Annotated in this window: 12 protein-coding genes and 1 pseudogene; 8 read left to right on the forward strand and 5 right to left on the reverse strand. The window is 69.9% G+C overall.

Annotated elements, in window-relative coordinates:
• Positions 1–493: 493 nt before the first annotated feature.
• Positions 494–1,768, reverse strand: coding sequence for an NAD(P)-dependent malic enzyme (locus AC07AB_RS14610; protein ID WP_478565534.1), 1,275 nt, complete (start codon positions 1,766–1,768; stop codon positions 494–496).
• Positions 1,769–2,442: 674 nt separating this feature from the next.
• Here AC07AB_RS14610 and AC07AB_RS14615 point away from each other — a divergent pair.
• The 3 genes from AC07AB_RS14615 (at position 2,443) to AC07AB_RS14625 (ending at position 5,286) form a co-directional block, all read left to right on the forward strand.
• Positions 2,443–3,396, forward strand: coding sequence for an ABC transporter substrate-binding protein (locus AC07AB_RS14615; protein WP_478565537.1), 954 nt, complete (start codon positions 2,443–2,445; stop codon positions 3,394–3,396).
• 187 nt (positions 3,397–3,583) lie between these two features.
• Complete coding sequence (locus AC07AB_RS14620; protein WP_478565540.1) at positions 3,584–4,528, forward strand: amino acid ABC transporter permease; 945 nt, start codon at positions 3,584–3,586, stop codon at positions 4,526–4,528.
• Between the two features lie 5 nt (positions 4,529–4,533).
• Positions 4,534–5,286 (forward strand): amino acid ABC transporter ATP-binding protein, encoded by a 753-nt coding sequence (locus tag AC07AB_RS14625; protein WP_478566282.1) that lies wholly within the window; start codon positions 4,534–4,536, stop codon positions 5,284–5,286.
• An 89-nt stretch (positions 5,287–5,375) separates the two neighbouring features.
• Here the strand turns inward: AC07AB_RS14625 and AC07AB_RS14630 are convergent, their stop codons facing one another.
• The gene (locus tag AC07AB_RS14630) at positions 5,376–6,146 is read right to left on the reverse strand and encodes a class I SAM-dependent methyltransferase (protein ID WP_478565542.1); all 771 of its coding nucleotides are present in this window, start codon (positions 6,144–6,146) and stop codon (positions 5,376–5,378) included.
• Positions 6,147–6,225: 79 nt separating this feature from the next.
• On the opposite strand from AC07AB_RS14630, the pseudogene AC07AB_RS14635 reads away from it, so the two are divergent.
• Positions 6,226–6,849: pseudogene (locus AC07AB_RS14635) on the forward strand (CGNR zinc finger domain-containing protein); the annotation flags it as partial.
• Between the two features lie 71 nt (positions 6,850–6,920).
• On the opposite strand, the gene sodX reads toward AC07AB_RS14635, so the two are convergent.
• A complete protein-coding gene (gene sodX / locus AC07AB_RS14640) occupies positions 6,921–7,355 on the reverse strand; it encodes a nickel-type superoxide dismutase maturation protease (protein ID WP_478565545.1) in 435 nt (144 codons plus the stop codon).
• A 142-nt stretch (positions 7,356–7,497) separates the two neighbouring features.
• On the opposite strand from sodX, the gene sodN reads away from it, so the two are divergent.
• Positions 7,498–7,893 (forward strand): superoxide dismutase, Ni, encoded by a 396-nt coding sequence (gene sodN / locus AC07AB_RS14645; RefSeq protein ID WP_478565548.1) that lies wholly within the window; start codon positions 7,498–7,500, stop codon positions 7,891–7,893.
• Positions 7,894–8,193: 300 nt separating this feature from the next.
• On the opposite strand, the gene AC07AB_RS14650 is transcribed toward sodN, so the two are convergent.
• Together AC07AB_RS14650 and AC07AB_RS14655 are read right to left on the reverse strand one after the other, a co-directional pair.
• Positions 8,194–9,348, reverse strand: a complete 1,155-nt coding sequence (locus AC07AB_RS14650) for a methyltransferase domain-containing protein (RefSeq protein ID WP_478565551.1) — start codon at positions 9,346–9,348, stop codon at positions 8,194–8,196.
• 398 nt (positions 9,349–9,746) lie between these two features.
• A complete protein-coding gene (locus AC07AB_RS14655; protein ID WP_478565554.1) occupies positions 9,747–10,508 on the reverse strand; it encodes a MerR family transcriptional regulator in 762 nt (253 codons plus the stop codon).
• 384 nt (positions 10,509–10,892) lie between these two features.
• On the opposite strand from AC07AB_RS14655, the gene AC07AB_RS14660 reads away from it, so the two are divergent.
• From AC07AB_RS14660 to AC07AB_RS14670, 3 genes are all read left to right on the forward strand, one after another.
• The gene (locus tag AC07AB_RS14660) at positions 10,893–11,849 is read left to right on the forward strand and encodes a hypothetical protein (protein WP_478565556.1); all 957 of its coding nucleotides are present in this window, start codon (positions 10,893–10,895) and stop codon (positions 11,847–11,849) included.
• Between the two features lie 220 nt (positions 11,850–12,069).
• Positions 12,070–13,521 (forward strand): amino acid permease, encoded by a 1,452-nt coding sequence (locus AC07AB_RS14665; protein WP_478566285.1) that lies wholly within the window; start codon positions 12,070–12,072, stop codon positions 13,519–13,521.
• A gap of 78 nt (positions 13,522–13,599) precedes the next feature.
• A complete protein-coding gene (locus tag AC07AB_RS14670) occupies positions 13,600–14,481 on the forward strand; it encodes a GNAT family N-acetyltransferase (RefSeq protein ID WP_478565559.1) in 882 nt (293 codons plus the stop codon).
• The last annotated feature ends 1 nt before the right edge of the window (position 14,482 follow it).

The following is a 14,482-nucleotide window of genomic DNA, read 5'->3' on the forward strand; positions in this document are numbered from 1 at the left end:
TCAGCGCGGCATCGCGAAAGAGAGGAAAGAGAGGCGGGTTTGTGCAAGATCGGGGGGGAAGGTGGGGGTTGGAGGGGGGGGGGGGGGAAAGAAAAAGGGCCCCAAAATGATCCCTCTGTCCCCCCCCGAGACGGGCTGTCGTGCCGCGAGCCGGAACCAATCGCCTGGGCGGCGGGCCGCTCGCTCCCGCAGAGCGCGTTGCGCGGCGGGCCGATCGTCCCTGTAACCCGCGTCACGTCCACAGGCATGTGTGTCCGTGTGCCCACAGGCACGTGGGCCGTGGGCCGCAGCTCCGTGGACCCGTACGGCCACAGGCCCGCGGGCCCGTACGGCCGTACGCCCATGAACGACACGGGCCGGGGTACGCACTCGCACCCCGGCCCATACGCCCGTACAGCCCGTAGGCCCGTACAGCCCGCAGGCCCGTACAGCCCGTACGCCCGTACGCCCGTACAGACACTGCGCCCGCACGGGCGGCACGCCAGTACGGCCGTCAGCGGCGGGCGACGCCCTCCGCTCGGGCCGCCGCGGCCACGGCCGCCGTGACCGCCGGAGCGACGCGCTCGTCGAAGGGTGACGGAATCACGCACTCCGCGCTCAGGTCGTCGGCGACGACGGCCGCCAGCGCCTCGGCCGCCGCGAGCTTCATGCCCTCGGTGATCCGGGAGGCGCGCACCTGGAGGGCGCCCGCGAAGATGCCGGGGAAGGCGAGGACGTTGTTGATCTGGTTCGGGTAGTCGCTGCGGCCGGTCGCGACGACGGCGGCCCCGCACCTGTGCGCGACGTCCGGGTGGATCTCCGGGTTCGGGTTGGCCATCGCGAAGATGAACGCGCCGGGCGCCATCTTCGCCACCGCGTCCTCCGGCACCGTGCCGCCGCTGACGCCGATGAAGACGTCCGCGCCGTCGAGCGCGTGGGCCAAGGAGCCCTGGAGCCCGGCCTTGTTGGTGAAGCCGGCGACATCGCGCTTGACGTCGGTGAGGTCCGTACGGTCCGTCGAGACGATGCCCTTGCGGTCGCAGACCGCGACATCGCCGATGCCCGCCTCGGTCAGGATCTTGGCGATGGCCACCCCGGCCGCGCCCGCCCCGGAGATGACCGCGCGCAGCTCGCCGACCGTACGGCCGGTCAGCCGCGCGGCGTTGCGCAGCGCGGCCAGTGTGACGACGGCCGTGCCGTGCTGGTCGTCGTGGAAGACCGGGACGTCGAGCCGCTCCTGGAGCCTGCGCTCGATCTCGAAGCAGCGGGGCGCGGAGATGTCCTCCAGGTTCACGCCGCCGAAGGACGGCGCGAGCCGCACCACGGTCTCGACGATCTCGTCCACGTCCTGGGTGGCGAGCGCGATCGGGATCGCGTCGACGCCGCCGAACTGCTTGAAGAGGATGGCCTTGCCCTCCATCACCGGGAGGGACGCCTCGGGGCCGATGTCCCCGAGCCCGAGCACCGCGCTGCCGTCCGTCACGACGGCCACGACCTGGGACTTCCAGGTGTAGTCGTGGACGAGTTCGGGCTGTTCGGCGATGGCGCTGCACACCTTGGCCACGCCGGGCGTGTAGGCGAGCGACAGGTCCTCCCGGTCGCGCACCGGCACGGTCGCCTGGATGGCCATCTTGCCGCCCCGGTGCAGCGCGAAGGCCGCGTCGAACGGTTCGTCACGAGTGCCGTACGTACCGCTGTCCGTACCGCTTTCCCTACCGATACCGGCATCACGGCCGCCTTCGCCGCTATCGCCGCTGTCGCTGCGAGGATTCACGATCTCCGCTGCCACTTCTGACCCCTTTGTCATCTGTTCGTCGAGGGTTACCGCCCCAGGTTGCGGAGCGGGCGGGCACCGCGTCCGTGGCCCGGCCGGCGGTTGAGCCGCCGCGCGGGGGCGAATACGGACGCCGGGCGCGCCGCACGCGCGCCCCGAGCCCCGGGTGAGGGGTGTAGCCCACCTTTCTAGCGCAAGACCCCGGGCGGTTACGAGTTGCTTTCGTCACGTGGACGACACCTGCCGGGGCCGCGTAATTCCCGACGGGCCGGAGCGGGACCGGGCCAGGGGTGGGTCGGGAGTGGGTCGGGGCCGGATCAGGGCCGGGCCGGAGGCTGAGGCAGGGCCGGGCAGAGGCCGGGAGCGCGCCGGAGGTCACCCAGGGTCGCCGGCGGCGGGGGCAACTGGCGCGCAAGGCGGACAGAACGATCCATCCGCGGCGAGCATCCCGCATATTGAGACAAGCTGTCCGTGAGATAGATCTCGCCTCCACGTACCGCTCCGCAGGGCGTCCGCGCGCACGGTCAGGCCACCGCACGGGAACAGCCCGTTATCCGATTTTGACATCGCAGGCCCCCCGATCGGAGCAGTCCAGATGGCAAGATGCCCAAATCACACGAGGTCGCGAGGCCCGATGGTGTGTGCTCCGACCAGTTCGGCTACTCCCTCACTCGCAGGAGGAACCAGCAATGACCGCAAGCACCACCCCGCGTTCGACCGCCGCCAGGAGCCGTTTGGCCGCTGTCGGCGCGGTCGCGGTCGCCGGCGCCCTGCTGCTCACGGGCTGTGGCGACCAGACGAAGAAGTCCGGCGGCGACCGGGCGTCGGCGTCCAAGGCCCCGCTCCACGACAAGCTGCCCAAGCAGATCCAGGACACCGGCGTCATCAAGGTCGGCTCCGACATCGCGTACCCGCCGGTCGAGTTCAAGAAGGAAGGCCGGACCGTCGGCCTCGACCCGGACATCGCGGCGGCCGTCGGCAAGCAGTTGGGCGTCGAGTTCAAGTTCAACAACTCAACCTTCGACACCCTGCTGGCCGGGCTGCGCTCCAAGCGCTACGACGTCGCGATGTCGGCGATGACGGACAACAAGGACCGGCAGACCGGCGTCGACCCCGACACCAGCAAGAAGGTCGGCGAGGGCGTCGACTTCGTCGACTACTTCTCGGCCGGCGTCTCGATCTACACCCCCAAGGGCAAGACCCAGGGCATCAAGGGCTGGGACGACCTGTGCGGCAAGAAGATCGTGGTGCAGCGCGGCACCGTCTCGCACGACAAGGCCAAGGAACAGTCGAAGAAGTGCGGGTCGAAGCAGATCTCGATCGAGGCGTTCGACGATGACGTGCAGGCCCAGACCCGGCTGCGCGGCGGCGGCGCGGACGCGGGCTCCAGCGACTTCCCGGTGGCCGCGTACGCCGTGAAGACCTCGGGCGGCGGCAAGGACTTCGAGATGGTCGGCGACCAGATCCAGGCGGCCCCGTACGGCATGGCGCTCAGCAAGGACCAGACGCAGCTGCGGGACGCGATCAAGGCCGGGCTCGACGCGATCATCAAGAACGGCGAGTACAAGAAGATCCTGGACAAGTGGGGCGTCGAGGCCGGCGCGCTCAAGGAGGCCAAGGTCAACGGCGGTGCCGGTTCCTGACCGAGGTCTGTGCCGCCGCGGGCCGCGACACAGGGCGGCCGGCGGCGCCGCCCCGGCGCCCGTGGCACAGGCCCGGCCCGCGGCACCGATCCGGTTCGGCCGAAAGGCCGCGGCGCGCCGACCCGGTTCCCGTGGAGAAGCCCTCCTGAAAGGTCCCGCCGAAAGGTCCTGCTGAAAGGCAACACCCGTGACTGACAAGCTCAACAAGGCGGAGGAGCCGGCCGACGCGCCCCCTCCCTCCCCCGCCGTGCCGGAGGCCATCAAGGCCGTACCGGTACGGCACTACGGGCGCTGGATCTCGGCCGTCATCGCGGTCGTCCTCCTGGTCCTGCTCGTCAACGCCTTCGCCCAGGGGAAGCTGAACTGGGGCGCCGTCCCGGACTACTTCTTCGACGCCGACATCCTCAAGGGCGTCCGCAACACCATCTGGATCACGATCTGCGCGATGGTCGTCGGCGTGGTCCTCGGCGTCATCCTGGCCGTCATGCGGCTGTCGAAGAACCCGGTGACGTCGTCCATCGCCTGGGGCTATATCTGGTTCTTCCGCGGTACGCCGGTCTATGTGCAGCTGCTGGTCTGGTTCAACCTGGGCCTGGTCTTCGAGTACATCAACCTCGGGCCGATCTACAAGGACTACTGGTCGTCCTTCATGACCCCGTTCCTGGCCGCCCTGCTGGGGCTCGGTCTGAACGAGGCGGCCTATATGGCCGAGATCTGCCGGGCCGGCATCCAGTCGGTCGACGAGGGCCAGACCGAGGCGTCGCAGGCGCTGGGCATGAGCCACGCCAAGACGCTGCGCCGGATCGTACTGCCGCAGGCGATGCGGGTGATCGTGCCGCCGACGGGCAATGAGTTCATCAACATGCTCAAGACCACGTCGCTGGTGATCGCCGTGCAGTACTACGACCTGTTGCAAGCGGCGTCGAACGTCGGCCGGACATCCGGCGCGACGGTGGAGATGCTCTTCCTGGCGGCCGCCTGGTACCTGGTGATGACCAGCGTGCTCAGCATCGGCCAGTACTACCTGGAGCGGCGGTTCGCCCGCGGCTCCCTGCGCCAACTGCCGCGGACCCCGTGGCAGAAGGTCAGGACGAACCTGCTCTCGCTGGGTGCCCCGAGGGGGAACGTATGACAGCCATGGTGAAGGCCGAGGGCGTCCACAAGTCCTTCGGCCCGACGCACGTACTCAAGGGCATCGACCTGGAGGTCGCCCCCCGCGAGGTGTTCTGCCTGATCGGCCCGTCCGGCTCCGGCAAGTCCACCTTCCTTCGGTGCATCAACCACCTGGAGAAGGTCAACGCCGGCCGGCTGTCGGTCGACGGCGAGCTGGTCGGCTACCGGCAGCAGGGCAACAAGCTGTACGAGCTCAAGGACCGCGAGGTCGCCGCGAAGCGGAGCGACATCGGCATGGTCTTCCAGCGCTTCAACCTGTTCCCCCACATGACGGCGATCGAGAACGTCATGGAGGCCCCGGTGCAGGTGAAGCGGGAGACCAAGGCGGTGGCGCGGGAGCGGGCGGAGCGGCTGCTCGACCGCGTCGGGCTGGCCGACAAGGCGGCGAACTACCCGGCGCAGCTCTCCGGCGGCCAGCAGCAGCGGGTGGCGATCGCGCGGGCGCTGGCCATGGAGCCGAAGCTGATGCTCTTCGACGAGCCGACGTCGGCGCTCGACCCGGAGCTGGTCGGCGATGTGCTGGACGTGATGCGCTCGCTGGCCGAGGACGGCATGACGATGATCGTGGTGACGCACGAGATGGGGTTCGCGCGGGAGGTCGGCGACTCGGTCGTGTTCATGGACGACGGGGCGGTGGTGGAGTCGGGGAACCCGCGGGAGGTGCTGACGAATCCGCGGCACGAGCGGACGAAGTCGTTCCTGTCGAAGGTGCTGTAGGGGTTCCGCACATACAGCGCCGGGCGGCTGCCTCCAGGGCACCCGCCCGGCGCTGTCGTACTGCGCAGGCGGTGTTTACGGGCCCGGGGTCACTTGAGGCCGAGCACCAGAGCGTCCGAGGGCGAGCGCCACACGGTCCGGGCCTCGGCGAACCCGGCCTCGCGGAGCGTACGGGCGTGCCAGTCGGCCGAGGGCGTGTCGCCGTCCGCGTGCTCGCCGTAGATCTCGAAGCGCTCGGCGGTCGGCCCGGCGAGCAGCGGGTCGGCGGCCACGACGTCCCACCACTCGCGCCAGCCGAGCGCGCCCTCGGCCTTGGCCCGCTCCTGCCGGGCGTGGCGCTGGGCGCGGTCGGCCGCGTTGATGCGGGGCGTGGCCTCGTCGGGCATGTGGTCGGCGTTCATGAAGACGCCGCCATCGCGGACCAGGTGCGCGAGCTGCCCGTACAGGGTCCGCAGCGGGTCGCTGTGCAGCCAGTGGAGGGCGGTGGCGGTGAGCACGGCATCGTAGCTGTCGTACGGGAGCCGGGCCGGCCAGTCGGGGTCCTTGAGGTCCGCGGTGACGAACTCGACGCGCGGGTCGCCGTCGAAGGAGCCGCGTGCGATGGTCAGCAGCGCGGGGTCGAGGTCGACGCCGGTGCTGACGGCTTCGGGCAGCCGCTTCAGCAGCCGGTCCGAGATGCTGCCGGTGCCGCAGGCGAGGTCCAGCACGCGGGGCTTGGGGCCGACGAGCGCCTCGACCATGTCGAGCATGACGCGGAACCGCTCCTCGCGGTCCGGCATGTACCACTCCTGCTGGCGGTCCCAACTTGCCTGCCATGCCGCCCAGTCGGCGGTGGCTATGGGCTGTGTCGCGTGTGTCATCGCGACCCCTCCGATTCGTAATACCCTCGATTGATAACCGACCATTACCGACCCTAATCCGCACCCGTAAGGACCACAAGTGGAACTGGCCTATTACTCGGACTACGCCGTGCGGCTGGTCAACAGCGAGGAACCCGCCCGCGGGGTCGACACGCTCACCTCCGTGGACGCGGTCCGCGAGCTCTTCGGCAACGGCGCCCAGGCCGCCCGCCGCGCCGCCGACGCCGACGTCACCCGGCTGCGGTCGGTACGGGCCCGGCTGCGCGCCGTCTTCGAGGCGGCGAACGAGGACGACGAGGTACGGGCGGTGGACCTGCTCAACGCGCTGCTGATCGAGTTCCCGGTCAGCCCGCAGGTCTCCGGCCACGAGTTCCGCGACGACAACGGCCGCCCCAAGTGGCACATGCACATCGCCGACCACGCGGTGAACGCGAGTGCGAGCTACACGGCGACGGCGTGCATGGGCCTGGCCGTGCACCTCACCGAGTACGGCGTCGACCGCCTGGGCATCTGCCAGGCCGCGCCGTGCCGCAACGCGTACCTCGACACGTCGACGAACCGCTCGCGCCGCTACTGCTCGGACCGGTGCGCGACACGGGCGAACGTGGCGGCGTACCGCGCGCGCAAGCGCGAGGAGGCGGAGCGGGAACGGGCCCGTGCGGAGGCGGGCGCGACCGCCGGTACGGATACGGGCACGGATGCCCGTAAAAGCTCAGTCGCCCCCACGCCTCCCGGTACGGACCCGCTCGCCGGTGCCCGCGTCGAAGCGGCCGGCTACCGGGCGAACGAGGAGCGCAACACGGGCCGTACCGCCGAGGCGGCCCACGACAGCAGCGCCGCCGCCGAGCGCTGACCCGCCCGCGGCGGCCGGCGCAGCCGTACCACGGCGCGGGCGACCACGAACTCATCCGGCACGGCGCCGAACTCGCGGCTGTCGTTCTCGACGTAGGGGTTGTCCCCCAGCACCCACCAGCCGCCCTCGCGCCGCTGCACGGCGCGCTTGACGATCAGCAGGTCCTGCCGGAACGGATGACGCAGCAGCACCACATCGCCGGGCCGGACCGGCGCGCCGTACTGCACCACCAGATGGTCGCCCGGGTTCAGCGTCGGCGCCATCGATGGGTTGTACACCTCCGCCAGCCCGATCCGCAGCGGCCCCCGACGCTCGCGATCCCGCTCCTGCCCGCGATCGTCCACCCGCTCCTGCATCACGGCACCTCCCGGTCCGGTCCTCCGCCGGTCCCAGACTGACACTGGACTTTTGTCCTAAGCAGCCCGGGACACCCGAGAAAAGCCTTCCCACAGCGAGTAATCTCGCACCTGAGAAGACGATCACGAGGAAGGACAGCACATGCTTTCCCGCCTGTTCGCCCCAAAGGTGAAGGTCAGCGCCCACTGCGACCTCCCCTGCGGCGTCTACGACCCGGCTCAGGCACGCATCGAGGCCGAGTCGGTCAAGGCCGTCCAGGAGAAGTACCAGGCCAACGAGGACCCCCACTTCCGGGCCCGCGCCACGGTCATCAAGGAACAGCGCGCCGAACTCGCCAAGCACCACGTCTCCGTGCTGTGGAGCGACTACTTCAAGCCGCCGCACTTCGAGAAGTACCCGGAGCTCCACCAGCTGGTCAACGACACCCTCAAGTCCCTCAGCACGGCGAAGGGCTCGACGGACCCGAAGACCGGCCAGGAGGCGCTGGACTACATCGCCCAGATCGACAAGATCTTCTGGGAGACCAAGAAGGGCTGATCTCTGGCTGCCCCGTCTGACCTGCGGATTCGCAGGCCGCGACAGCCACAGGGCCGCACCCGCTCCGCGGGCCGCCGGGAACGGCGTGCCTGAGGGCGCGGGTGCGGCCTCTTTCACGCCCTCTCTTCTCGTGCCCCCGCCCCTCCGGCCCCAACTCCAAGAGGCGGCGGCCGCGTTCAAACGCGCCACCCGCTGTCCGACCGGCCGCCGCCTCCGTCGGCAGTGGCGGGCAGCGCACCACTGGAGCCGCGGGCTCGGACACGGCCAGGCGCACTGCCGCCGAAGGGCGACAGGAGCCCGTCACCCCCCTGGGGCGCGACGGGCTCCCCGAACGGCGTACCGCGTTTCCTGAACCGCGACAGGGACATGAGGCACGGGCCGGCTGGGAGAGTCCAACCAGATGCGCTGCCCTTCGACTGTCACGGTCATGCCGAAGCGTTCCCGGCCGGGGCGGTCGTGCTCGGTGTACAGCTGGTGTGCGGCCTCCACCGCGTCCCACAGCAGGCGGGGCCCGGCCTGCCATACGGACCCGCCCTCCGCGCGCGCCCATGACCCATCAGCGCTCCACAGCTCCACGGCCGTGACGCGGCCATCGTCGCCGCGCTCCGATGCGGAGGCGGTGTCGGGCGCGACCAGGGACAGCAGGAAGCGGAACGCGTCGTCCTCGGCGACAGTGGCGAGGTCCAGTCCGGTGACTCGGCCGTTCGTCGCGCTCGGCCTGCCGGGGTGCGCCGGTGTGCCGGTGGTGCCGGCGTCTCGTACGGCCATGAAGTACGAGCCGGTGGGCAGGAACCGGCCCTCCGCGCGGCCGTGGTCACTGACGATCAGACGCACCGTGCCCCAGCCCAGCGGGCACACGATCAGGCCCGCGGGCCGTACCTGCTCCAGCCAGGCAGGCGGGATGGCGCTGAAGCCGCAGGTGGCGATCAGCCGGTCGTACGGGGCCTGGGCCGGGTACCCGTCGCGGCCGTCCCCGGCGACGACGAGCGGCGTGTATCCGCGCCCTCGCAGCCGCGCTCTTGCCACCCGGGCCAGCACGGGGTCGACCTCCGCCGTGACCACCTGGCGGCTGCCCAGCCGCTCCGACAGGAGCGCCGCGTTGTAGCCGGTGCCGGTGGCCACCTCCAGCACCCGGTGGCCGTCGGCCACGTCCAGGGCCTGGAGCATGGCGAGCATCAGGCCCGGTGCCGTCGACGACGACGTGGCCACACCGTCCGTCAGCTGCGTCGCCAGCGCCTCATCCGCGTACACGAGGTCAAGCCACTGGGGGTCGGCGGACGTCAGGCACCGCTGCTCGCCGCCGGCCAGGGTCCAGAACTCCGGCACGAACGGATGGCGCGGTACGGCCTCGAACACCTTCCGCCAGGTGGGGTCGGTCAGTTGGCCGCCGGCCTCCAGCGTGTCCGCCAGCGCCGCACGCAGCCGCGCGGCGCGCTCTTCGGTATGCGTCGTCATGGTCGTTCCTTGGCGAGTAGTTCGGCGAGGCGCCCGGCGATGGGCAGGCCCGTCGTGTTCTGAATCCAAGACCACTCTCCGGACGGGTTGCACTCGCACCGGCTGATGGGTGGCCGGCGTACGCGCCCCGGAGTCGACGGCACGCCGATGGCGTCGGCCACCAGGAGCGTTCCCGCCCCCATGCCGACGCCACCACCCCACAACCGCGAACTGAAGCCCCGTCGCCGGGGCTTCGCCCTCATCACCGCGTCCACCGGCAACGGGCGACGGCCCCAGTCGGCGGCCGTCGCCCGTCCGTGGGATGCGGTGTCCGAGGTCGGCCGGCGGCGGACTCAGAGGGACCGCCGACGAGCACCCCGGCCCCAGCCCCCCGGCAGCCGGCAGCCGGCACAGCCCCCTCAGCTCAGCCGGGCCTCCGCGTACACCGTCATCGCGGCGCACTGGTAGTCGGCCAGGCCGGCGGCGATCTTGTCGTAGTTCGCGCGCATCCGGGGGTCGTCGACGTAGGTGCGGCCGAGGCCCTTGTACGCCTCCGCGTTCGGGGTCCAGTAGCGGCAGACGCCCTGGTAGTGGTCGTCCATCTCGGCCTGTACGGCGGGGTGGCCGACCGGGGTGCCGGACACCATGAGATCCGCCAGGCGGATCAGCTGCGCCGTCACCTCGCGCTGCCACCGCTCCTTGTCGGCGTCGGTCATCGAGCCGATGGCCTGCCGTGACTCCTCCCACGCGGCCGGCCAGCGCTCGCGCACCTCGTCGTCGTAGTCGGTGGGCTCGAAGCCCTCGAACAGGTTCTCGGGCCTGTTGATCGTTGTCATGCCGTTGTCGTCCTTGCCTTCCTCCAGTTCGGCGATGGTGCGCGCGACCGTGCGGCTGAGCGTCTCCAGCCGGGCCCGTTCCGCCAGCAGTCGTCGGTGGTGCTCGCGGAGCACGGCCACCCGGTCGAGCCGGCTGTCCAGGGCGGCGCGGATCTCGCGCAGCCCCACGTCCAACTCCCGCATCAGCAGGATCTGTTGCAGCCGCAGCAGATCGGCTTCCTCGTAGTAGCGGTGCCCGTTGCTCCCGATCCACGCCGGTGGCAGCAGGCCGATCTCGTCGTAGTGCCGCAGCGTCCGGGACGTCACCCCGGACATCCGGGCCACGTCCGCGATCGACCAGGCCATGCCCTGCCTCCCATCACCGGGCCGGTCGCTCCGGCCTTACGGACGACCGTAGAAGTTGACGCAGCGGCAACCGCAAGCCGGAGCGGTGCGGTACCCGGACGCCTCAGCCGCCGGCCTCGTCCGCCACCCGTCATCCTCACCTGTCGACCGCCCCTCGGTATGGCATATGCCAAGTGCATAGACATCGCCTTGGGGCACGGATAGCCGGAAGAAACCCTAAACGGTATGGAACCAGATATTCCAGGCGACTAGTTTCGATACGCCTTAGCGGTGAGTAGGGTATGGCCCGCTGCTGGTGGATCTTGCGAATAGATCCGATGGAATTCGGTACGGACGGGACGTACGCGTGACTGGTGCCGCCGTCTTCGGGATCGGGAGGGGATCGTGGCTGTTGACGCGTTCGAAGGACAGTACGTGTGGCGTCCGGCGGCCGATGATCGTCAGTTGGCACGGGCCTGTATGGATGTGCGGACAGGGCGGTATCTGAGTGCGCACGAGGCACTGAAGGACGCGCGCGGAAAATTCGAGCTGCGGGCGCACCGCTCACTGGTACTGGCTTCCGAGGCGGCGGACTCGGATCTGGCCGAGCGGTGGTTAGCGGAGGAACCGGGGGCGGAAGCGGCGCTGCTGTGGGCGCGGGTGGCGATGCTCCGCGCCCTGCGGATGGCCGACGCGCACGACCGGCGCGAGGGAGCGCTCGTACGGATAGCGCAAGCGGCCTGCGAGCGGGCGGCCGAGCTGCTGCCCGAGGACCCGACGCCGTGGGTGATACAGCTGGCGCTCGCCCGGCTCCAGCAGTCGCGCGACCCCGCTCCGCAGGGGTTGCTGACCGCGCCGCCCGGACCCTGGTACCTCTTCGCGCACATTCTGCGGCTCGACCCGTGGAACCGCGAGGCGCACCATCGCTTTCTGTCGTACTTCTTCACCCGCCACGGCGGGTCCGCGAGCGCGCGCTGGGACGTCGCCTCCTTCCTGAGCCAGCGCGCCCCGGCCACCTCCGCGCTGCGGCTGCTGCCCCTGGTGGCGCTGGTCGAGGACTACGACTCCAACGCGCTGCTGGCCGACCGCACCTGGGAGCAGGCGCAGTGGCGGGCGACCGCGATGGGGATTTACCACAGCTGGTTTCCCCAGGTGGCCCAGTACCAGTTCACTCCGGTGCTGGATCTGGCGTATCTCGCGCACGCGCTCTACATGGCGAAGTGCGAATTCGAGGCGCGCGAAGTCTTCACGGCCATGGGCCCGTACGCATCCCGAATGCCCTGGAGCGCATTCGGCGAACCCGAGGAGCAACTGACCAAGGCAAGACGCTCATGCGGTCTTCCCGTACCGGGGACGGCCTGATTCATTGCGTAATTTATAAACTGACGCACAGCCTTGGCCACCGGTTATCCGCAAGGAGAAGCCGCCTGCCTTCCCTGCGGTATTTTTCAGACTTTCCCCGCCCTCCGCTCCCCCTATCAGAAAGGTCACGGTTGTGTCCGAGCGCACGTCCCTGTCCCGCTCGAAATCACGTCACGAGTTGCCACCCGACACCCTCGACGACGATGCCACCCTGCACGCCATGGGATATCCAAGAAAACTCACCCGGAGGTTCCGGGCCTTCGATAACTTCGCGATATCCTTCACCATCATCAACATCATTTCCGGGATCTTCTCCTCCTTCGGTTTCGGAATGAACGCCGGCGGCCCCTCGGTTCTCGTCTTCGGCTGGATCGGCGTTTCCGTCATGGTGCTGTTCGTCGGCGCCTCGATGGGTGAGATCGCCTCGGCCTACCCGACCAGCGGCGCCCTGTACTTCTCCGCCGGCAAGCTCGCCAAGCGGCACCGCGGCGCCTGGTCCTGGTACACGGGCTGGCTCAACTTCGTCGGACAGGTCGGCGGAACGGCCGCCACCAACTTCGCCGCCGCCACCTTCATCCAGGCGTTCATCTCGATGCAGTGGCCCTCCTACCAGGCCACGGCCCAGCACACGGTCGCCATCACCGCGGTGATCCTGCTGATCCAGGCGCTGGCCAACACCTACACCGTGCAGCTGGTCGCCGTGCTGAACCGGATCTCGGTGTGGTGGCTGCTGGTCGGCATGGTGATCATCGTCGCCACCCTGGTCGTGATCCCCACCCAGCACCAGCCCGCCTCGTTCGTGACCCATTTCGCCAACAACACGGGATTCACCAGCGGGTTGTACGGCGGAATGCTGGGCCTGCTCGTCACGAGCTGGACCTTCACGGGATTCGACGGCAGTTTCCACATGTCCGAGGAAACGGTGCAGGCCACCGTCAACGCGCCCCGGGGCATCATGCGCGCGATCGCCTACTCCGCGATCGCCGGGCTCATCCTCATGCTCGCCCTGATCTACGCGATCCGCGATTACGCGCACGAGGCGAGCTCCACGGCGCCGCCGGTGCAGATTCTCATCGACGCGCTCGGCATGGGCACCGCCAAGCTGCTGCTGCTGATCGTGATCGGCGCCATGCTCTTCTGCGGGCTGGCCAACATGACCAGCAATACCCGGCAGATCTTCGCCTTCTCCCGGGACGGCGCGATGCCGGGCTCCCGCTGGTGGCATTCCGTGTCCCCGCGTACCCGTACGCCCGTCAAGGCCGTATGGCTCGCCGCTGTCTGCCCGTTGGTGCTGGTCATACCCGGCTGGTGGTCACACACCGCGTTCACGGCCATTGTGAGCGTCAATGTCGTGGGGCTCTTCCTCGCCTACGGTGTGCCGATTTTCCTTCGGCTGCGGCTGAACAACTTCCAGCCCGGCCCCTGGAATCTGGGCCGTTACGGCAAGCTCGTCGCGGGCGTCGCCGTGACCTGGATCGTGATCAGCAATGTGCTGTTCATGCTGCCCCAGGCGTACCCGATCACCGCGTCCTCCTTCAACTACGCGCCGATCGCGCTCGGGGTGGTGCTGCTGATCGCCACGGTGTGGTGGTTCGCCAACGCCCGCCGGCGCTTCCAGGGCCCCGTCAGCTACGGCAGCCCCGACGAGGTGGCCGCCATGGACCTGATCTGATCGGACCAGGCCCGGTGCGGTCCGCACCCACCGCCTGCCCGGCGAACCGTCAGTATCGAGAAGGGAACCACTGAAGACATGCACCCCCTCGGCGAACTCACCGTCAGCACCGCTTCCCTGGAGGAATGGCACCAGGTGGAGGAGTGGGCCGCCGAGGAGGGGTGGAACCCCGGCCTCGGCGACACGGCCGCCTTCCACCCGATCGACCCCGCCGGCTTCTTCATCGGCCGCCTGGAGCCCGGCGCCCCTCCCATAGCGGCGATATCGGTCGCCAACTACTCGGACGCGTACGCGTTCCTGGGCTACTACATGGTCCGGCCCGACCACCGCGGGCAGGGCCTGGGCCTGTCCACCTGGCGCGGCGCCTTCCCGCACGCCGGTACGCGGACCGTCGGCCTCGACGCCGTGCCCGCCCAGCAGTCCACGTACAAGCGGGCCGGGTTCGCCGCCGTCTACGACACCATTCGCTACGCAGGGCGCCCGGGCGGCGGCCCTGCCCGCGACGGCGCACCGGCCGCATCCGGCACCGTGACCACCCCTGTCACCGCGGAGCACCTCGACGCCATCGCCGCGTACGACCGGCAGTGCTTCCCCGCCGACCGGCGCGGCTTCCTCGCCCGCTGGCTGACGGCCGACGGCCACATCGCGCACGTGCACCTGCGCGACGGGCACATCACCGGGTACGGGGTGCTGCGGCCCGCCCGCGACGGCCACCGCATCGGCCCGCTCTTCGCCGACACCCGCGAGGCCGCCGAGGCGCTCTTCGACGGGCTCACCGCCGGGCTCGGACCGGGCGAAACGGTTTCCCTCGACATCCCCGAGCCGCGCCGCGCCGCCCACGATCTCGCCACGGCACGCGGGCTGGAGCCCGTCTCGCATACCGTGCGCATGTATGCCGGGCCCGCGCCGTCGGTCGGGGTGGTACGTACGTACGGCGTCACGAGCCTCGAACTCGGCTGAG

Source organism: Streptomyces sp. NPDC044033, from assembly GCF_056434425.1.